General features: G+C 72.8%; 17 protein-coding genes, 1 tRNA gene, 1 pseudogene and 1 riboswitch. Of the genes and pseudogenes, 12 read left to right on the top strand and 7 right to left on the bottom strand.

Going from position 1 to position 19333, the window contains the following annotated elements; translation table 11 throughout:
• Positions 1-8 precede the first annotated feature (8 nt).
• On the bottom strand, positions 9-590 hold the full coding sequence (gene cbiT, locus QM779_RS03000; protein WP_428531396.1) for a precorrin-6Y C5,15-methyltransferase (decarboxylating) subunit CbiT: 582 nt from the start codon (positions 588-590) through the stop codon (positions 9-11).
• 118 nt (positions 591-708) lie between these two features.
• On the opposite strand from cbiT, the gene cobO reads away from it, so the two are divergent.
• The 3 genes from cobO to cobF all read left to right on the top strand — a co-directional run bounded on the left by cobO (position 709) and on the right by cobF (position 4569).
• Positions 709-1323 carry a cob(I)yrinic acid a,c-diamide adenosyltransferase gene (gene cobO / locus QM779_RS02995; RefSeq protein ID WP_428531393.1) on the top strand — a complete coding sequence of 205 codons (615 nt, stop codon included), beginning with the start codon at positions 709-711 and terminating at the stop codon, positions 1321-1323.
• Positions 1317-3734, top strand: coding sequence for a cobyrinate a,c-diamide synthase (locus tag QM779_RS02990; protein ID WP_428531390.1), 2418 nt, complete (start codon positions 1317-1319; stop codon positions 3732-3734). The genes cobO and QM779_RS02990 overlap by 7 nt, the downstream gene beginning before the upstream one ends.
• A 67-nt stretch (positions 3735-3801) precedes the next feature.
• A complete protein-coding gene (cobF, locus tag QM779_RS02985; protein WP_428531387.1) occupies positions 3802-4569 on the top strand; it encodes a precorrin-6A synthase (deacetylating) in 768 nt (255 codons plus the stop codon).
• 18 nt (positions 4570-4587) lie between these two features.
• Here cobF and QM779_RS02980 read toward each other — a convergent pair whose 3' ends face one another.
• Entirely contained in the window at positions 4588-5319 is a 732-nt protein-coding gene (locus QM779_RS02980) for a cobalt-precorrin-6A reductase (RefSeq protein ID WP_428531384.1), read from the bottom strand.
• The gene (locus QM779_RS02975) at positions 5316-6398 is read right to left on the bottom strand and encodes a cobalamin biosynthesis protein (protein ID WP_428531381.1); all 1083 of its coding nucleotides are present in this window, start codon (positions 6396-6398) and stop codon (positions 5316-5318) included. The genes QM779_RS02980 and QM779_RS02975 overlap by 4 nt, the downstream gene beginning before the upstream one ends.
• Before the next feature lie 20 nt (positions 6399-6418).
• Positions 6419-6567, top strand: a riboswitch (cobalamin riboswitch).
• 42 nt (positions 6568-6609) lie between these two features.
• Between QM779_RS02975 and cobI the strand changes: the two genes are divergently transcribed.
• The 6 genes from cobI (at position 6610) to QM779_RS02945 (ending at position 13199) form a co-directional block, all read left to right on the top strand.
• Positions 6610-7353, top strand: a complete 744-nt coding sequence (cobI, locus tag QM779_RS02970) for a precorrin-2 C(20)-methyltransferase (protein ID WP_428531378.1) — start codon at positions 6610-6612, stop codon at positions 7351-7353.
• Positions 7350-8147, top strand: coding sequence for a precorrin-4 C(11)-methyltransferase (cobM, locus tag QM779_RS02965; protein ID WP_428531375.1), 798 nt, complete (start codon positions 7350-7352; stop codon positions 8145-8147). The genes cobI and cobM overlap by 4 nt, the downstream gene beginning before the upstream one ends.
• Positions 8144-10624: a precorrin-3B C(17)-methyltransferase gene (gene cobJ, locus QM779_RS02960; protein ID WP_428531372.1), complete on the top strand. Its 2481-nt coding sequence runs from the start codon at positions 8144-8146 to the stop codon at positions 10622-10624. Before cobM ends, cobJ begins: the two co-directional genes overlap by 4 nt.
• Entirely contained in the window at positions 10621-11880 is a 1260-nt protein-coding gene (locus tag QM779_RS02955; protein ID WP_428531369.1) for a CbiX/SirB N-terminal domain-containing protein, read from the top strand. Before cobJ ends, QM779_RS02955 begins: the two co-directional genes overlap by 4 nt.
• Positions 11877-12506, top strand: coding sequence for a precorrin-8X methylmutase (locus QM779_RS02950; protein ID WP_428531366.1), 630 nt, complete (start codon positions 11877-11879; stop codon positions 12504-12506). The genes QM779_RS02955 and QM779_RS02950 overlap by 4 nt, the downstream gene beginning before the upstream one ends.
• A 120-nt stretch (positions 12507-12626) precedes the next feature.
• Positions 12627-13199 carry an HdeD family acid-resistance protein gene (locus QM779_RS02945; RefSeq protein ID WP_428531363.1) on the top strand — a complete coding sequence of 191 codons (573 nt, stop codon included), beginning with the start codon at positions 12627-12629 and terminating at the stop codon, positions 13197-13199.
• A 15-nt stretch (positions 13200-13214) separates the two neighbouring features.
• On the opposite strand, the gene QM779_RS02940 is transcribed toward QM779_RS02945, so the two are convergent.
• Complete coding sequence (locus QM779_RS02940; RefSeq protein WP_428531360.1) at positions 13215-13766, bottom strand: hypothetical protein; 552 nt, start codon at positions 13764-13766, stop codon at positions 13215-13217.
• A gap of 121 nt (positions 13767-13887) precedes the next feature.
• Here QM779_RS02940 and treS point away from each other — a divergent pair, with 121 nt between their 5' ends.
• Positions 13888-16092, top strand: a complete 2205-nt coding sequence (gene treS, locus QM779_RS02935) for a maltose alpha-D-glucosyltransferase (protein WP_428531357.1) — start codon at positions 13888-13890, stop codon at positions 16090-16092.
• A gap of 30 nt (positions 16093-16122) precedes the next feature.
• Here the strand turns inward: treS and QM779_RS02930 are convergent, their stop codons facing one another.
• Complete coding sequence (locus QM779_RS02930) at positions 16123-17385, bottom strand: LssY C-terminal domain-containing protein (protein WP_428531354.1); 1263 nt, start codon at positions 17383-17385, stop codon at positions 16123-16125.
• Between the two features lie 55 nt (positions 17386-17440).
• On the opposite strand from QM779_RS02930, the pseudogene QM779_RS02925 reads away from it, so the two are divergent.
• Positions 17441-18189, top strand: a pseudogene (locus tag QM779_RS02925) (DUF72 domain-containing protein).
• A gap of 144 nt (positions 18190-18333) precedes the next feature.
• Here the strand turns inward: QM779_RS02925 and QM779_RS02920 are convergent.
• Both QM779_RS02920 and QM779_RS02915 read right to left on the bottom strand, forming a co-directional pair.
• On the bottom strand, positions 18334-18561 hold the full coding sequence (locus QM779_RS02920) for a hypothetical protein (RefSeq protein ID WP_428531351.1): 228 nt from the start codon (positions 18559-18561) through the stop codon (positions 18334-18336).
• A complete protein-coding gene (locus QM779_RS02915; RefSeq protein WP_428531348.1) occupies positions 18554-18820 on the bottom strand; it encodes a hypothetical protein in 267 nt (88 codons plus the stop codon). Before QM779_RS02915 ends, QM779_RS02920 begins: the two co-directional genes overlap by 8 nt.
• A gap of 100 nt (positions 18821-18920) precedes the next feature.
• Here QM779_RS02915 and QM779_RS02910 point away from each other — a divergent pair.
• A tRNA-Ile gene (locus tag QM779_RS02910) sits at positions 18921-18994 on the top strand.
• Positions 18995-19333 lie beyond the last annotated feature (339 nt).

Raw genomic sequence — 19333 nt, 5'->3', positions numbered from 1 at the left:
AACTCGGCTCACTCCTTGGTCGCGGCCCAGGCAGCGACCGTGCGCAGCGGCGTGAAGCCGACGTAGCGTCCGATCGGCCCGGCGTTCTCGACCCCGATCCGGACGAGCTCGCCGCCCCGGTGCCGGTAGGCGTCCAGCAGGACGACGTCGGAGTCGGCGGTGACGCTGTGCGCGACCAGCCGTCCGCCCGAGGGCAGCGCCTCCCAGCAGCGGGAGAGCACGTCCGCCGAGATCCCCCCGCCCACGAACACGGCCCGGGGGTCCGGCAGGTCCTCCAGCGCGTCGCGGATCCGCCCCGGCACGACCCGGACGCGTCCGCCGACCCCGTGGGCTGCGGCGTTCAGCTCGATCCGGACGCGGCGCTCGGGGTCCCGCTCGACCGCCACGGCGGTGTTGCCGGGGTGCAGCCGGCACCACTCGATGCCGATGCTGCCCGTCCCCGCGCCGAGGTCCCACAGCACCTCGTCCCCGACCGGGGCCAGCATCGCCAGCGCGTACGCCCGCAGCACCCGCTTGGTGAGCAGGCCGTCCGTGGCGAAGGCGTCATCGGGGAGCCCTGCGGAGAGCTGGCGGGAGCTGCGCGCGTCCATGCCAGCACCATAACCAGTCGAGATCGAGGGGAACGGATCGGGGCCGGATCCCGCCGTCGCGGTCAGGGGCGGCATCCCGGTACGGCAGAATCGGGGGTTGTGACCACGGAGACGACCCTTGCCTGACGGTGTGCCCCCGGTCGTGCCCGAGGACGGGCTGACCGCTCGCGAGCGACGCCTGCGTCCCGCCCTCGTCGTGAACACCGGCGAGGGAAAGGGCAAGACGACGGCAGCCATGGGTCTCGCGCTGCGGGCGTGGCACCAGGGCTGGTCGATCGGCGTGTTCCAGTTCGTGAAGTCGGGCCGGTGGGTCAGCGGCGAGCGCGCGGCGCTGGAGGCGCTCGGTGCCGAGCACGACCGCACCGGCGCCGGCGGACCGGTCGAGTGGTTCGCCAGCGGGCAGGGCCGCGGCTGGGTGCGCAAGCCGGAGGACGCCCCCGACCCTGCGCAGGCCGCCCGAGACGCGTGGGCCGAGGTCGCCCTGCGGCTGGCGGACGAACGCCACCAGCTCTACGTCCTCGACGAGTTCACCTACCCGCTCACCCGCGGCTGGGTGGACCTGGCCGAGGTCGTGGCCACCCTGCGCGACCGACCCGGTACCCAGCACGTCGTGGTCACGGGGCGGGGAGCGCCGCCCGAGCTGTGCGCGATCGCCACCACCGTGACCGAGATGCGCAAGGTGAAGCATCCTTTCGACAGCGGACAGAAGGGCCAGGCGGGCATCGAATGGTGAGGATCCCCCGGCTCGTGGTGGCCGCTGCGGCGTCCTCGGCGGGCAAGACCACGATCGCCACCGGCCTGATGGCAGCCCTGCGCGGCGCCGGCCACGAGGTGGCGGGCTTCAAGGTCGGCCCCGACTTCATCGACCCCGGCTACCACGCCCTGTCGACCGGGCGGCCCGGACGCAACCTCGACCCGGTCCTGACCAGCGAGGCCCTCGTCAGCGACCTGTTCCTGCACGGCGTCGGGACGCCCACGCCGGCGGACGTGGCGATCGTCGAGGGGGTGATGGGCCTGTTCGACGGCCAGCTGGCCAGCGGCGGGTTCGGCTCGACCGCCCACGTGGCCCGGCTCATCGATGCCCCCGTGCTCCTGGTGGTGGACGCCGCGGGTTCCTCGCGCACCGCTGCGGCCGCTGCGCTCGGCCTGCGTGGCTTCGACCCGACCGTCCGGATCGCGGGCGTCGTGGTGAACCGGGTCGCGAGCACCCGCCACGCCGCGGAGCTGGCCTCGGTGTTCGAGGGGGCCGGCGTGCCCGTGCTCGGGATGGTGCCCCGCAACGCCGGGGTCTCTGCGCCGTCGAGACACCTCGGCCTCGTGCCTGCCGCCGAGCGGCGGGAGTCGGCGGCGATGATCGACGCGCTCGCCGCCCACGTCGCGGCACACGTCGACCTCGACGGCGTCCTCGGGCTCGCCGCGACCGCGTCCGACCTCGCCGGGGAGGCCTGGCGACCGTCGTCGGTGGTCACGCCCGTGGCGGGGCGCCCGCTGGTCGGGGTGATGGCCGGCCGTGCGTTCACGTTCCGCTACGCGGAGACGACCGAGCTGCTGGAGGCCGCAGGGTGCCGGGTCGTCGAGATCGACCCGCTGCGTGACACCGCGCTTCCCACCGGGATCGCCGGCCTGTACGTGGGGGGCGGCTTCCCCGAGGTGCACGCGGTCGAGCTCAGCCGCAACGCCGGCCTGCGCGGGGCGATCGCCGAGGCGGTCGCCGACGGCCTGCCGACCGTGGCGGAGTGCGCGGGCCAGCTCTACCTGGGCGAGCACCTCGACGGGCACCCCATGGTCGGCGCGCTCGCCGCCGGCGCCCGGATGACGCCGCGGCTCACCCTCGGCTACCGCTCGGCCGAGGCGCCGGCCGATACGCTCCTCGCGGCCGCCGGCACGACCGTCCGCGGCCACGAGTTCCACCGGACCCGGACCGAGCCCGGCCACGGCGCGCCGGCATGGATGTGGGACGGACGCCCGGAGGGCTTCACCGGCCCGAACCTGCACTCGTCCTACCTGCACGTGCACTGGGCGGGCCACCCCGCCTGCGCACAACGCTTCGCCGACGCCGCTGCCCGCTTCGCCACGGCGGGAACGGGAGCCCGTCCCCCGCGTCCCGAGTCCACCGTCGACGGCATCGACCTGCACCACCACGGCGACCACGACCTCGGCCCCGGGCTGGTGGACCTGGCCGTGAACGTCCAGCCGGGTCCCCCGGGCTGGCTCGCCGAGGTGATCGGACGCAGTGACCTCGCCCGCTACCCGGACGCCGCCGCAGCCAGGGAAGCGATCGCGGACTCCCACGGCGTCCACCCGACGATGGTGCTCCCGACCGCGGGCGGCGCCGAGGGGTTCGCCCTGATCGCGCGCACCCTGACCGCGTCCCACCCGCTCGTCGTGCATCCCCAGTTCACCGAGCCGGAGGCGGCGCTGCGGGCTGCCGGCCACGCCGTCCAGCGCTGGCTGCTGCCGGTGGCCGCCGGGGAGTCGGCCGACCCGGCTGGGCCGCCGCTGGGCGACCTCCCTGCGTGGGCGGACGCCCTGTTCGTCGGTAACCCGACCAATCCCACCGGCTGGCTGCACCGTCGCGACCACCTGCTGGACGCGGGACGCGGCCGCCTGCTGGTCATCGACGAGGCGTTCATGGACGCCACGGACGAGAGCCAGAGCCTGATCGCTCCGAGCATGCGCGACCGGCTCGTCCTGCGCTCGCTGTCGAAGACGTGGGGGCTCCCCGGACTGCGGGTGGGTTACGTCGTCGGGGACCCGGCGCTGATCGCCCGGCTCGCCGAGGCTCAGCCCAGTTGGCCGGTCTCGGCACCGGCCGCCGCAGCGATGGTCGCGACCAGCGCTGCGTCCGCCCTCGCCGAGGCCGCCGCCCGCTATCGCGAGGTCGCCGCGGATCGCGTCCACCTGGTCGCGGCACTGGCCGCGGCGGGGTTCCCGAGTGTCCCCGGCACCGCGCCGTTCGTGCTCGTCGACACCACCTCGTGCGGGCCGACGTCGGTCCGTCCTGCGCTCGCGCGGGCCGGGTTCGCGGTGCGCAGGGGCGAGTCGTTCCCCGGCCTCGGCCCGACGTGGGTCCGGGTGAAGGTGCCCGCCCCGGCCGTCGCGGACGCCTTCGTCGCCGCGTTGGCCGGGCTCCGGGTCCGCTGAGTCCGCGGTCGCCCGGCGGGACTCCCCCGGCACCGGCCACCCCCGCGGTTCCCGTAGCGTGGGCCGCGTGAAACGCGAGTTGCTGCTGATCGGCGTCGGGGCCGGCGACCCGGACTGGGTCACGCTCGAGGCGGTGCGGGCCATCAAGTCCCTCGACGTGCTGTTCGTCGTGCTCAAGGAGGACGAGCTGGACGACCTCGTCGAGGCGCGGCGCGTGGTGGTGGAGCGGCATCGCGAGGAGCCCGTGCGGACGGTCGAGCTGCGCGACCCCCCGCGGCCGTGGCGCACAGCGCCCGACTACGACGCGGCCGTCGCGCGCTGGCGCGCCCTCCGTCTCGAACAGTGGAGCGCAGCCGTCGACGCCCACCTCGGCGACGGGGAGGTCGGCGGCTTCCTGGTCTGGGGCGACCCGTCGCTGTACGAGAGCACGCTGGCGATCGCGACCGAGCTCGTCCGCTCGTGCGGGGTCGACGGTCGGGAGATCGGGCTCCGCGTGCTGCCGGGGATCAGCAGTGTCCTCGCGCTGGCAGCCCGACACCGGATCCCGTTGAACCGGCAGGGACGCGCCGTGCAGGTCAGTCCGGCACGGCTGCTTCGGCACGGGATGCCGGCCGACGTGGACGACGTGGTCGTGATGCTCGACGGGCGGCAGACGTTCGTGCACATCGACCCGGCCGGTCTGGACCTCTACTGGGGCGCCTACCTGGGCACCCCCGACGAAATCCTGATCTCGGGCGACCTCGCGGAGGTCAGGGACGAGGTCCTCTCCACCCGCGCGGAGGCCGCCGCGCGCAAGGGCTGGATGTTCGACACGTACCTGCTGCGCCGCCGCTGACGCGCGCTGTTGACCGCTTCAGCCGCGCGCGAGCCAGGCGAGCGCCTGGTCGACCGTCTCCACGACGGGGACGCCGGCAGGTGGTTGCGGCCTGCGCACGGCGACCACCCGCACGCCGAGTTGCGCGGCGGCGTCGAGCTTGGCGTCGGTGGCGCCGCCGGAGTCCTTGGTGACGAGGACGTCAATGGCGCGGCTCGCGAGCAGGTCGAGTTCGTCCGCCAGCCGGAACGGGCCGCGGGCGCGCAGGACCTCCCACGTCCCGGGGACCTCGATGTCGGGCGCATCGACGACCCTTGCCAGAACGTAGCGGTCGGCCCAGCCCGCGAACGTGCCCAGCTCCTGGCGCCCGACCGCGAGGAACACGCGGTTGCCCAGCGCTTCGGCGGCCGTCCGGGCGTCGTCCAGGCAGTCGACCCAGTGCCAGCCGGACGCGTCGGGCCGCTGAGACCAGCCGGGACGCTCCAACCGGAGCAACGGGACGCCGGTGGTGGCGCAGGCCTGCGCGGCGTTCGCGGAGATCCGTGCCGCGAAGGGATGCGTGGCGTCGACCACGGCGCTGATGTCATGCTCGCGCAGGTAGCGTGCGAGCCCTTCGGCCCCGCCGAAGCCGCCGACGCGCACCTCGCCGTCCGGCAGCCGGGGCTCGGCCACGTCCCCCGCGAGCGAGGTGGTGACCGCAATGCCCGCGGCCACCAACGCCGCAGCCAGTTCGCGCGCCTCCGCTGTCCCGCCCAGCAGCAGGACGCTCACGGTCGCCGGCCCTTCGTGACGCCCCGCTCGTTCCTCGCGGGGCTCCTCAGCGACCGTGCTCCTGCCGCCGGCTCGTTCCTCGCGGGGCTCCTCAGGGGCCGTGCCACCGGCTTCCGCTCGTTCCTCGCGGGCCTCCCCTGAGACCGTGCCAGAGCGAGGCCGACCGAGACGACGGCGGCGCCGGCCGACACGGCGAGGGCGAGCCGGTTGGCCCGCGCAAGGTCGGTCGGCGTGGGTGCAGGACCAGTGCCGAGCTCGCCGCGGTCCTCCTCGACGCCGAAGTAGGTGTTGCGTCCGCCAAGGGTGACCCTGAGCGCGCCGGCGAACGCGCCTTCGACCACCCCGCCGTTCGGGCTGGGGTGATCCCCGGACTGCTCACGCACGACCCGGAAGGCGTCGCGCGGGTCACCCCCGACCAGCGGCGCGGCCAGCGCCGCGAGGGCACCCGAGAGTCGCGCGGGCAGCCAGTTGGCGGCGTCGTCCAGCTTCGCCGCGGCCCAGCCGAAGTTCCGGTAGCGCTCGTTCCGATAGCCGACCATCGCGTCGAGGGTGTTGATCGCGCGGTAGCCGAGCAGCCCGGGGACACCGGCGACTGCGCCCCAGAACAGTGGCGCGACGACCGCGTCCGAGGTGTTCTCGGCGACCGACTCCAGCGCCGCGCGGGCCACGCCGTCCGCGTCCAAGGTCTCCGGATCGCGGCTGACCAGGTTGCGCACGCGGACCCGCGCGCCGGCCAGGTCCTCCGCCCCGAGCAGGTCGGCGATCGCCTCGGCCTCTCGGGCCAGCGAGCGTCCGCCGAGCACGGCCCAGGTCGAGGCGGCAACCGCCAGTACCCGCAGTGCCGGACGCCCCGCGACGGCCCTTTCGAGGACCGCACCCAGCCCCAGCGCGCCCCCGACCAACGCCGCCTCGAACACGACCCCGCGCGCGCGGTCGTCGGCGTACAGCGCCTGCTCGAGCCGTCCGGCGGCCTGCCCGAAGCCGGCCACCGGATGGAACCGGCGCGGGTCGCCGAGGGCCTGGTCGGCCAGCCAGCCGAGCGCGAGACCGGCAGCCAGCGCGCCGCGTCCGCGTCCCATCGACCGTCCTCTCCCGGTGGTAATTCTTCGCCCCCGAGTGTGCCAGACTGGGTCCGGGCAGCGATGTGCGCAGGAACTCCGGTGGGCCGAGAGGCGAATCCGGGGCGGTCCCGCCACTGTGACCGGACGGCGTCCGGGAGCCAGGAACTCGCCTCGCTGCCGAGTTCATCGGGCGCGGAAACCTGAGGAGGCTCTCTTGGCACAGCCTGCCGTGAGCACACCCACTCTCGTGGGCGTTGGCGTGGGTCCGGGCGACCCCGAACTCGTCACGCTGAAGGCCGTTCGGGTCTTCGAGCGGGCCGATGTCGTGCTGGTGCCGAGCACGGAGACCAGCGGTGACGACGCAGGCCGGGCCGAGCAGGTCGTGCTGGCCGCCTGCCCTGCCGCCGCAACGAAGCTCCGCCGCGTCCCGTTCAGCATGGCGCAGCGCCGCGGTGTCGGCACGCAGCGCAGGAAGTCGTGGGAGGCGTCCGCGCAGGCCGCGGTCGACGCCTTCCGGGCGGGGGCGCGCGTCGTCGCCTTCGCCACCGTCGGCGACCCGAGCGTCTACTCGACGTTCAGCTACCTCGCCGCCCAGGTACAGGCAGTGGTGCCCGACGTCGGCGTGTCGGTCGTGCCGGGCATCACTGCCGCCCAGGCGCTCGCCGCGGCCAGCCTGACCCCGCTCGTCGAGGGGCAGGAGAGCTTCGCTCTGGTGCCGGTCACGGCGGGCCTCGACGTCGTCGGGTCGGCGCTGGACACCGCGGACACGGTGGTCGCCTACAAGGGCGGACGCCAGCTCCCCGCCCTGCTCGACCTGATCCGCAGCCGCGGCCGCGACGGCGTGCTGGGCGTGAACATCGGCCTCCCCGGCGAGAGCCTCACTCCCCTGTCCGAGGTGGACGCCGAGTCGGCGCCGTACTTCTCCACCGTGCTGGTCGCCCCCGTCCGCACCGAGACCGGAGGACGGCTGTGAGCGGCGAGGTCGTCTTCGTCGGCGCCGGCCCGGGCGCGTCCGACCTGATCACGCTGCGCGGCGCGCGGGTGATCGCCGAGGCCGACATCGTGATCTGGGCATCGAGCCTCGTGGACGCCGGCATCGTGGCGGGGGCCCGCGCCGATGCGCTGGTCGTCGACTCGGCCACGGCGTCCCTGGAGGACATCACCCCGCTCTACCAGCGCGCGCACGACGAGGGGCTGCTGGTGGCCCGCGTCCACACCGGGGACCCCTCCATCTACGGCGCGACCGCTGAGCAGCGCCGCATCTGCGAGGCGATCGGCATCCCGCACCGGACGATCCCCGGCGTCTCGGCGTTCTCCGCCGCCGCCGCGCGGATGGACGCCGAAATCACCGTCCCCGAGGTCTCGCAGTCGCTGATCCTGACGCGACTCGAGGGCGGACGCACGCCGATGCCGCCGCGGGAGACCGTCCGCGGCTTCGCCGCCCACGGCGCGACCATGGCCCTGTACCTGTCCGCGGCCCGCAACAAGGCCTTGCAGGACGAGTTGCTGGCGGGCGGCTACGCCGCCGAGACGCCGTGCATCGTCGGCTACCGGGTCAGCTGGCCGGACGAACTGATGCTGCGCTGCCGGCTCGACGAGCTGTCGGCGACGATGAAGGAGCACAAGCTCTGGAAGCACACCGTGGTGCTCGTCGGACCGGCTCTGGCCGAGCAATCGACCACCCGCAGCCACCTCTACCACCCGGGCTTCCGGCACGAGTACCGCGCCTCCGACGGCAGCCCCCTGGTCACCAGGAGCAGCGAATGATCACCGTCCACGGGTTGCTGGGCGATCCCACCGCCGAGCTTGTCGCGGCCGCGGCCGCCGCCGACTGGGTGGTGGGCGGCAGCCGTCACCTCGACCGGCTCGCCGTGCCCGACGAGCGCCGGATCACCCTCGGGGCGTTGTCCGCCGCCGTCACCCGGATCGCCGGCCTGCCCGAAGCGGACGACGTGGTCGTCGTGGCGAGCGGAGACCCGTTGTACTACGGCGTAGTCCGTTCGCTGCGTGCGGCGGGCCTGCGTCCGCGGGTGGTGCCGTCGGTGGGGTCGATCGCGACCGCCTTCGCCAGAGTCGGGCTCCCCTGGGACGACGCGGTCGTGGTGAGCGTGCACGGCCGCCCGCTCGAACCGGCGCTGGCCCTGGCCCGCAGTCACCCCAAGGTCGCGGTGTTCACCTCCGCAGAGCACGGCATCCGGGAACTGGCCGCCGGTCTGGCCGGACGCGCACGCACCTTCGTGCTGGCCGAACGGCTCGGCGAACCCGACGAGCGGGTGCGCGTGCTGGGCCCGGCCGCCGCGGCGGCCGTCGAACCCGTCGAGCCCAACGTCGTGCTGGTGCTTGCCGCTCCCCCGGACGTTCTGGACGCCTCGACGCCGTGCGCGGACGGCCCAGGAGTTCGGGAGACCGTCATCGGCCAGGTCACCAGCGGGACGGCCAGCCTCGTCCATGCCGCCCGAATCGACGAGGCCCTCGGCGGCCCGACCCGCCGCTACGCCGAGGGCGCGGTGACCGGCCTGCCACAGGCGTGGGCCGAGTGCGACCTGATCATCAGCCACCTCGCCCTCGGCGCCACCACCCGGATCATCGCGCCACTGCTGGCCTCGAAGAAGACCGACCCCGGCGTGGTCGTCGTCGACGAGGCCGGGCGCTTCGCCGTCCCTCTGGTCGGCGGCCACGGCGGCGGAGCCAACGACCTCGCCCGGCGGATTGCCGACGCCCTCGGCGGGACCGCCGTGCTCACCACGGCGACCGACGCGGTCGGCCTGCCCGGCCTCGACACGCTGAGCTGGCCGTGGTCTGGCGACGTCGCCGGCGTGACCAGGGCGATCCTGGACGGCGAGCCCGTGGCCGTGGTGCGGACACAGCGCTGGCCGCTACCCCCGCTGCCGAAGAACGTGACCGTCGTCGACGCCGGCGAGGACGTACCCGCGGACGCCGTCGCCGTCGTGCGGGTCACGGACGAGAAGGACGTGCGGCGGCCCTTCGTGACGCTCGCTCCGCTCGCTCCTCAGGGACCGGCGAGCACCACCACGTCAACGGTCCCTGAGGAGGCGTCGCGAGGAACGAGCGACGACGTCACGAAGGGCCGCCACAACGCCGCCGTCCCCACCGTGGTGCTGAACCCGCCCAGCCTGGTCGCGGGAATGGGCTGCAACCGCGGTACCTCCGTCGATGCGCTGCACGCGCTGCTCACCACCACCCTCGCCGATGCCGGCCTCGACCTTCGCGCGCTCGCCGCGATCACCTCGGTCGACGCGAAGGCCGACGAGGAAGGGCTGGTCGAACTCGCCACCCGCCTCGGCGTCCCATTCGTCACCTATCCCGCCGAGACGCTGGCGGCCCAGGACGCACCCAACCCCTCCGCCCACGCCGAACATGCCGTCGGCACCCCGAGCGTCGCCGAGGCGTCGGTCCTCGCCCACGGCGCGACCCTGGTCGTCGACAAGCAGAAGACGCCCGAGGCCACCTGCGCGATCGGACGGCTCCCCGCCCGCGGCAGGCTGACGGTGATCGGGCTCGGCCCCGGCTCCCGCGACCTCACGACTCCCCGTGCCCAGCAGGCCATCCGTGAGGCGTCGGTCGTGGTCGGCTACCGGCCCTACGTCGCGCAGGTGAAGGACCTCCTTCGGCCGGGCGTGCGGATCGCGTCCACCCCGATGGGCAAGGAGGAGGAGCGCACCGCCACCGCCATCCAGCTCGCGCGGGCGGGCCACAACGTGGCCCTGGTCTGCTCGGGCGACCCGGCGATTTACGCGATGGCCTCCCCCACCCTCGAACAGGGCACCGACGGCATCGACGTCGAGATCGTGCCGGGCGTCACGGCGAGCCTCGCCGCGTCGGCCATCCTCGGCGCCCCACTGGGCCACGACCACGCGACCATCTCGCTGTCCGACCTGCACACCGACTGGGAAACGATCCTCAAGCGGGTCGAGGCAGCAGCGGAGGCGGACCTGGTCACCGTGCTGTACAACCCGCGCAGCCGGACGCGCCTTCACCACCTGCCGGACGCGCTGGCCCTGTTCGCCGCCCATCGGCCGCCGCAGACCCCTGTCGCCGTGGTCGAGGAGGCCGACCGGCCGGACCAGAAGGTCACGCTGTCGACGCTGGCCGACTTCGATCCGGCGGTCGTGAACATGAACTCCCTTGTCGTGGTCGGTTCGTCGACCACCCGCTACCTGCCCGCCGGCACGGGACGCACCGTCATGGTGACCCCGCGCGACTACCACTGGATGAAGCCATGACGCACACCGATCCCGCTCCCCTGCCCGCCGGCATCCCCGCCTCCCCGCCACCGCTCGTGGTCGCGGGCCACGGCACCCGCGTGAACGCCGGAGCGAGCGCCGCGTCCGTCCTCGTCGACAAGGTGCGCGCCCTGCTGCCCGACGTGCGCGTCGAGGCGGGCTTCGTCGAACTGACCCCGCCGACCATCGACGAGGCCCTCGACCTGGTGCTGGAGGACGCACCGGCCGCCGTCGTGGTGCCGCTCATGATCGGGGTCGGCGGCCACGTCCGCGACGACATCCCCGAGGCGATCGACGCGTCCAAGGCCCGGCACCTCGACGCGACCGTGGTGTACACCCGGCACCTCGGCTCGCCGAAGCCGATGCTCGACGCCGTCCACGCCCGGATCGCCTCGGCCCGCGGCGACTGGCCCGCGGAGGAGACCGACGTGGTGATGGTCGGACGCGGCTGCACGGTCACCGATGCGAACGCCGACCACGTCCGGCTGTCGCGAGTGGTCTTCGAGACCGGCGGCTACCACCAGGTGCTGTCGGCGTTCATCCAAGTCGCGCGGCCCACCCTGCCGCAGATCCTGCACCAGTACTACGCGTCCGGCAGCCGCCGGATCGTGGTGATGCCGCACTTCCTGTTCACCGGACGGCTCGACGAGTGGGTGCACCAGCAGGTGGACGCGTTCCGCACCACGCACCCCGACGCTGCGATCCGGATCGCGAACGTGATCGGCCCCTGCGACGAACTCGCCCAGGTCGTCGCCCAGCGGTACAAGGAGGGCGCGCTGCGCGCCCGCACGACCGCCGGCTCACCGGCGTACCTGACCGGCCTGCTGCTGAGCGGCCGGAAGGTCGTCGTGGTCGGCGGCGGGTGCGTCGCCCGGCGTCGGGTGCCGAAGCTGCTGGAGGCGGGCGCGCGCGTCGAGGTCGTCGCCCCAGAGCTGCACACGTCCCTCGCCGCCCTGGCCGAGGCCGGCGCGTTCACCTGGCACGCCCGCGGGTACGACCCGTCCGACCTCGACGGGGCCTGGTACGTGCTGGCCCTCACCGATTCGCCGGACGCGAATGCCGCCGTGGTCGCCGACGCCGAGGCCCGGCACACCTTCTGCGTCCGCGCCGACTCCGCCGACGACGGCTCGGCGTGGACGCCGGCCACCGGCGACGCGTCCGGCGTCACCGTCGCGGCGATCACCACGCACGACCCGCTGCGGGCGCGGCGGATCCGCAACCGCTTCGTCGAGCTGGTCAACGAGGAAGGGCTGTGAGCTACGACTACCTGACCGACGGCGCGGAGATCTACCGCCGCTCGTTCGAGATCATCCGGGCAGAGTCCGACCTGTCGGGGATGCCCGAAGACCTGGCCGAGGTGGCCGTCCGGATGATCCACGCCGCCGCGCAGACCGACCTGCCCGCGTCCCTGGCGTGGTCGGACGGCTTCGTCGCGGCGTCCCGGGGTGCGCTGCAGGGGGGCGTCCCGATCCTGTGCGACTCGCAGATGGTCGCCAGCGGCGTGATCCGCTCGCGGCTGCCCGCCGACAACGACGTGATCTGCCTGCTCGGGACGCCCGAGGTCGCCGCCCACGCCGCCGAGCGCGGCACCACGAAGACGGCGGCTGCGGTCGAGTTGTGGCTGCCGCGGCTGGAGGGCGCCGTCGTGGCGATCGGCAACGCTCCCACCGCACTCTTCCACCTGCTCGAGGTCGTCGAGGAGACCGGCGTGAGGCCGGCGGCGGTCGTCGGCATCCCGGTCGGCTTCGTCGGTGCGGCCGAGTCGAAGGACGCCCTCGCGGCCAACCAGCTCGGCCTGGACTACCTCGTCCTGCGCGGACGCCGCGGCGGCAGTGCGATCACCTCGGCCGCAATCAACGCGCTGTCGCGTCCGGGTATCTGACGTCCCGCCACCAGTGCCGCGCCCGACCCGGCACGTGGCACCACAAGGCGAGGTTCCGCCGCTTCCGGCCCTCCCCCTGCCAGACTGGAGCTGTTCGAGCCCCCAGACAGGAGCAGTGACATGCCCAGCACGTACTTCGAGACCGACCTGAACGAACTCGACAAGTCGGTCACCAACGGAATCCGCGCCACCCTCGGCATCAGCGGCCTGGTCTCGCTGGTGGTGGGGATCCTGATCCTGGCCTGGCCGGGCAAGACCGCCATGGTCGTGGCGGGGATCATCGCCGCGTATGCCGCGATCGCCGGCCTGGTGAACATCGCGATCGGCATCTTCTCCCGCAAGCTCGGCACCTGGCCGCGGATCGGCTACCTGGTGCTGGGCGTGATCTTCCTCGTCGCCGCCGTCGTCTCGCTCGCGAACCTCGGCGCCACCGCAGCCGGCCTCGCCGTCCTGCTCGGGATCATCGTCGGCATCTCGTGGATCGTCGAGGGCATCGTGGGGATCACGATGATCGGTGACGCCGCGTCGAAGGCGTGGACGATTATCTACTCGATCATCAGCATCGTCGCCGGCATCACGGTGCTCTCCTCCCCGCTGTGGGGCGCCGCGTTCCTGTGGCTGCTGCTGGGCGTGTCGCTGGTGATCCTGGGCGTGGTCCAGATCGTGCGGGCGTTCCGCTTCGGCCCGAAGTAGGGCTGGCCGTCCAGGTCAGTGGATGAGGGCCTTCAGCATGATGAGGGCCACGCCGAGGAGCGCCGTGCCGAACGCGCCCACGAGGCGCACGACCACGCGTGAGGACCAGCGCGACACGCTCCAGTAGCCGAGCGCGGCGAGGATCGCGACGTCGATCCACAGCGTCCCCCAGATCGCGAGGGTCGGGGCGATCAGGCCGAGCACACCGAGGCCCAGGATGATCGTGGGGACGATGGCAGAGCCGAGCAGCCCCCAGGAGCGACGCAGCGCGTGCCCCAGCGCGGCCAGCATGCTCGGGTGGGCGGCGGAGCCGGGCGCAGGGTCCTGGCCGAGTTCGGCGAACGCCGCGCTGTAGACGTGGGCGAGCCAGAACACCGCGGACGTGCCGAGCACCTTGAGCAGCACCTCGTCGAGTTCGGCGTCCGACTGGTTGGCGACGATCACGAGCAGACCCGAGACCAGGACCACCCCGTAGACGGCCGACTCGGACGCGAACGCCGCCTCGACGAATCGGGCGGGGGCGGCGGACGACCCCTCTGCCGACGGCTCGTCGCTGTGGTCGACCACGCGGGCTCCTTCGTGTGTTGTCGTCGGACGCAGGGCCCCACCCCGGCGGCCCGGCCTCAGCCTAGACCGGGGCCGCGGCGGGGCTGTGCGGGACGGACGGACGTCGATTAGGTTTGTGGGAATGAGCGTCGACCAGGCCCAGCCCGAGGTTCCCGACGAGGACCGGACGATCGAGTTCCTGCTGGAGCCCACGGCGTACGCCGCCCGCCCGGAGCGGCTGCGTCCGAAGGCCCACCGGCACGCGACGGCGTCCGAGGTCGTCCCGCTGCCGCCGTTCGAGCCGGACGGACGCAACCCGGCCTACATCGAGTGGCTGGAGCGGCAGTCGATGCTGCACGACTCGATGACGCTGGGACGCCAGCTCGCCGGGCACCACGCGATGTGGGCCAACCCGTACGCGCACCCGGACCCGAGGGCTGCGGTGCGGCAGGCGTCCGTCTGGTGCACGGCCTACCCGATCTCGCACATCACCGGTCCGGGTGAGTCGTTCCTCGCCTCGCTGGGCGCGGAGGACCTGTGGGGCACGTTCGCGAAGATCGGCATCGAGGCCGTCCACACCGGGCCGCTGAAGCTGGCCGGCGGCATCTCCGGCTGGGAGCCGACGCCGAGCGTCGACGGCCACTTCGACCGGATCAGCATGCAGATCGACCCCGCGTTCGGCACCGAGGAGGAGTTCCGGGCGATGTGCGCGAACGCCGCGCGGCGCCACGGCACGATCATCGACGACATCGTCCCGGGCCACACCGGCAAGGGGGCGGACTTCCGGCTGGCCGAGTTGAACTACCTCGACTACCCCGGCATCTACCACATGGTCGACATCCCGCAGGACGCGTGGCACCTGCTGCCGGACGTCCCGGAGGGCCGCGACTCGGTGAACCTGGACGCGGAGACCGAGCGGAAGCTGGCCGAGGGCGGCTACATCATCGGCGCGCTGCAACGGGTGATCTTCTACGAGCCGGGAGTGAAGGAGACGAACTGGTCGGTCACTCCCCCGATCTTCGACTACAAGGGCCGGCTGCGCCGCTGGGTGTACCTGCACTACTTCAAGGACGGCCAGCCCACCATCAACTGGCTCGACCCGACGTTCGCGGGCATGCGGCTGGTGATGGGGGACGCGCTGCACAGCCTGCTCGACCTGGGTTCGGGCGGTCTGCGGCTGGACGCGAACGGCTTCCTCGGCGTGGAGAAGGTGGACGCCGGGCCCGGCTGGTCGGAGGGGCACCCGCTGAGCCAGGCGGCGAACCAGCTGATCGGCTCGATGGTGCGCAAGGTGGGCGGCTTCACCTTCCAGGAACTGAACCTGGCGATCGACGACATCAAGCACACCAGCGCGGTGGGACCCGACCTGTCCTACGACTTCGTCACCCGGCCCGCCTACCAGTTCGCGCTGGCGACGGGAGACACGGAGTTCCTGCGGCTGACGCTGCGGGAGGCACAGCGGATCGGGGTGGATCAGGCGTCGCTGGTGCACGCGCTGCAGAACCACGACGAGCTGACCTATGAGCTGGTCCACTTCGCCGGGCCGCACCGGGATACCACGTACGAGCTGGCCGGCGGGGAGACCACCGGCGGCGAGCTGGCGGAGTACGTGCGGGAGACGATGCGACTGAAGCTGACCGGGGACGCGGCGCCCTACAACGCGCTGTTCGTCCAGAACGGGATCGCCTGCACCACGGCGTCGGTGATCACGGCGTCGCTGGGCATCACGGATCTGGAGTCGATCACGGAGGCCGACGTCCGCCGGATCGCGAACGCCCACCTGCTGCTGTGCATGTACAACGCGTGGCAGCCCGGCGTGTTCGCCCTCTCGGGGTGGGACCTGGTCGGGGCGCTGCCGGTCGACCGGACAAAGGTGCGTCCGCTGATCGGGACGGGTGACACGCGCTGGATCGAGCGGGGTGCGTACGACCTGATGGGGGTGGCGCCGGAGGCGAAGAAGTCGGCGTCGGGGATGCCGGTCGCCACCGCCCTGTACGGCCCGTTGCCGCAGCAGCTGGAGAACCCGGGCTCGTTCGCGTCCCGGCTGGCGGAGGTGCTGAAGCTGCGCAAGCGCTCGGGGATCGCGACCGGCACGCTGCTGGACGTCCCGGACGTGCCGTGGAAGAGCATGCTCGTGATGATCAACCGGCTGGAGAACGGGCTGGTGCAGATCACGGCGCTGAACTTCGGGCCGGAGAGGATCACCGGACGCGTCCAGTCCGAGCACCTCCCGCAGGGCCGGGTCACCGACCTGGCCACGAGGCGCAAGGTCGACGACGTGGACGCCCTGGGCGGCTTCACGGTCGAGCTCCCCGGCTTCGGCGGCCTCGCCATGGTGGTCCGCTGACCGGCCCCTGAGGAGCGAGCGCAGCGAGCGTCACGAAGGGCCGCCCGCCACCTTCCGCCGTCCCCGCCGCCGCCCGAGCGCGTACTCGCGCGCGGAGTCACTGGACAGCGCGAGCAGCACCAGCACGCTGGTGGCCAGCGGCAGCAGCCCCTCGTGGAGCGGCCCACCGAGGTTGCCGACGAGCCGCTCGGTGATGACCGACCCCACGCCGAGCACGCTCGATGCGCACAGCAGCAGCCGCGACCAGTTGTGGCCGGCGAAGGTCGCCCCCGCAAGGAGGAGGTCACCGAGCGCGCCGAGCCCCAGGATCACTGCGACGAGCGCCGACGCGGCCGCCGTGCCCTCGTCGGCGTCGCTCGTCCCGATCAGGGCGAACGAAGCCAGCGCGGCGTAGACCAGCCCGCGCACGAAGGTCATCAGCGCACCGATCACGGTCTGCACCGGGCGGCTGATCCGGCCGGGATCGGGCGGCGGACCGGACGATTCGGCCGGCGCGACGAGCGCGGTCAGGTCGATGATCGGCAGGTCGCCGTCGGTCTCGATGAGGTCGCCGCCGCCGTTGCGGGAGTGGTAGCCGGTGAAGAAGTCGGGCAGGACGCGGACGGTCGCCGCAGCGTTCGCGTCCCTCACGGTGGCGACGACGTGGTCGCGCTCGACGTCCACGTCCGCGCCGATCTTGTGGGTGATCTGGAGGGTGAACAGGGACAGACCGACGCTGCGGTCGTAGGTGCCGGCGGCGAGCCAGTCGACGCGGAGGCCGCCGGGCAGGAACCAGCCGTCGGGGCACTTCCAGAAGCGGACGTGGTGGCGCTGGAACGGGCTGCCGTCCACTTCCTGCTGGTAGGCGAAGTCCTGGCGACGGCGGAACAGGAGCAGGGGGCTGACCGGAGCCTGGGGGTAGCTGCGCCGGGTGAGGGTGCTGGTGACGATGTGCCAGCCGCTGGCGAGGGTGAGGTCGTCGGCGCGCGTCCACCCGGCCGCGCGGAGGGCGTGGTGGATCTGGTCCGCTGAGCCCATCAGGGCGAGGTTGACCGGGTCACCGAGCAGTCCGTCGGCGGTCCGGGTGCGTCCGATGAAGTAGTCGGGGACGTAGACGCGGCTGAGGATGCGGTGGACGCGGGGCAGGACGAGGTAGGAGACGAGCACCCAGAACACGACCACGAGGAGCATCGGCCAGCCGGGGGTGATGCCCTCGCGCAGCGTCAGGTACGCCAGGTAGACGGCGGCGAGGCCGGCGAGGACGAAGAAGGCGCCGTCGATCCGGGCCATCAGGCCGCGACCTGTCTCGTCCACGCGCCCATCATGCCGCAGGGTCGTCGGGGTACTGGGGGGACGGGAGGGGGCAGGCGTGTCGGGTGGGAGTGGGTCGCCGAGGGCGTGGATCGGCACGTCCGGCTGGGTGTACGACAGCTGGCGGGGCGTGGTGTACCCGCCGGAGGTGCCGGACGCGAAGCGCCTGGAGTTCTACGCGGGGAACCTTTTCGACACGGTGGAGTTGAACGCGAGCCACTACCGGTGGCCCGGCGACGCGTCGTTCCGGTCGTGGCGGCGCCGGCTGCCGCCCGGCTTCGCGCTGACCGTGAAGGCGCCGCGGGCGCTGACCCACGCGAAGAAGCTGTACGAGCCGGAGCGCTGGATCGCCCGGATGGCGCAACCGCTCGCGATCCTGGAGGACCGGCTGGGTGTGGTGCTGGTACAGCTGCCGCCGGGGATGAGCAGGGACGATGCGCGCCTGGACTGGTTCCTTGGTGCGGTGCCGCGGTCGTGGCGGGTGGCGGTGGAGTTCCGCCACCCGAGCTGGCACGTCGAGGACGTGTTCGCCCTGCTGGAGCGCCGCGGGGCGGCGTACGTGGTGATGAGCGGGGCGGGCTGCCGTGCGTCCTGCGGGCGACGGCGGGGTTTGCCTACGTGCGGCTGCACGGACCGGACAAGAGCCACCTGTACGGCGGGAGCTACGACGAGGCGTCGATGTCGTGGTGGGCGGATCGGACGAGGGAGTGGCTGGCCCAGGGGCGAGATGTCTACACGTACTTCAACAACGATGGGGACGGCCACGCGGTCCGCAACGCCCAGTCGCTGCGCCGCCACCTCGGCTGAGCAGCCGGGCCTCCCACACGCTCCCTGAGGAGCCGAAGGGTGAGGGACGAACGCTACAGCCTCTCCTCACGCTCCCTGAGGAGCCGAAGGGTGAGGAACGAACCCTTCGGCGTCACGAAGGGCGCCCGCCAGTACGCGCTCCCGTCAGTGTTCGTGCCCGCTGAAGTCGACCTCGATCTCGACGACGGCCTCGTCGATGAGGTGGGCGACCGTGCGCTGGTCCTCGGCGGAGAGTTCGGGGGCGCCGGCCCGGACGAGTTCGAGGGGGTCGAGGTCGGCGAAGATCTCCTGGACGAAGTTGGTGATGAGGTTCACGGCGGTGGCCTCGAGGCTGTCCTCGAAGCCGGGCTGTTCCCAGGTGGAGTCAGTCACGGGAGGGTCCTTCCTTGCCGGATCCGCCGGCGGAGCGGGCCATTCGGGGGCCGATGGTGGCGACGAGGATGGAGATCATGGTCACGTTGGACCAGGTGTCGTCGATGGGCCCCCACAGCAGGACGGCGAGGTAGAAGGCGCCGAACACGCCGAGGGCGGCGAGCCGGACGCCGAGCCGCTGCGAGGTGTAGAACACCGCGGCGAGCCCGACGAGCCCGGCGAGGGTGACCACCCAGATGGTGATCTGCAGTGCGTCCATCTTCTCCCGGTCCTGTCGCGGACTCCGTTCGGAGAGGCTACCCGGTCACGCGCTTTGGACACGCCGGAACGCCAGTCGCTACGTTGAACCAGCACGCTCCGGGGCGGTAGCTCAGCCGGTCAGAGCAGGGGACTCATAATCCCTGGGTCGCGGGTTCGAGCCCCGCCCGCCCCACGCGCAACACAACGGCCCCTGAGGGCTTCGCGAGGAACGAGCGAAGCGTCACGAAGGGCCGCCGCCACCGATGGTTACCCGGGGATTATGAGTCCCCTGCTCGATCCGGCATGGGACGCGGCCCTCGTGGACCGGACTGCGAAGCGCCGCACCGGAACCCCTTCCCGGCCAGGATTGACGCCGAGGGCTGGCTCCACGAGGAGCGCAAGCTGATCGAGGCCAAGGAGTGGTCTCCCCCGAAGCACCGCGCCGAGAGGGCGCGAGCGGCGTCGACGACGCCGGATTTCGAGACCTACTCGAAGAAGTGGATAGCGAAGCGCCGCACCGACAAGGGCGAGC

The sequence above is a fragment of the Propionicimonas sp. genome, assembly GCF_049840635.1.
Lineage (GTDB): Bacteria > Actinomycetota > Actinomycetes > Propionibacteriales > Propionibacteriaceae > Propionicimonas.
This window is presented reverse-complemented; position numbering and strand designations above follow the sequence as displayed.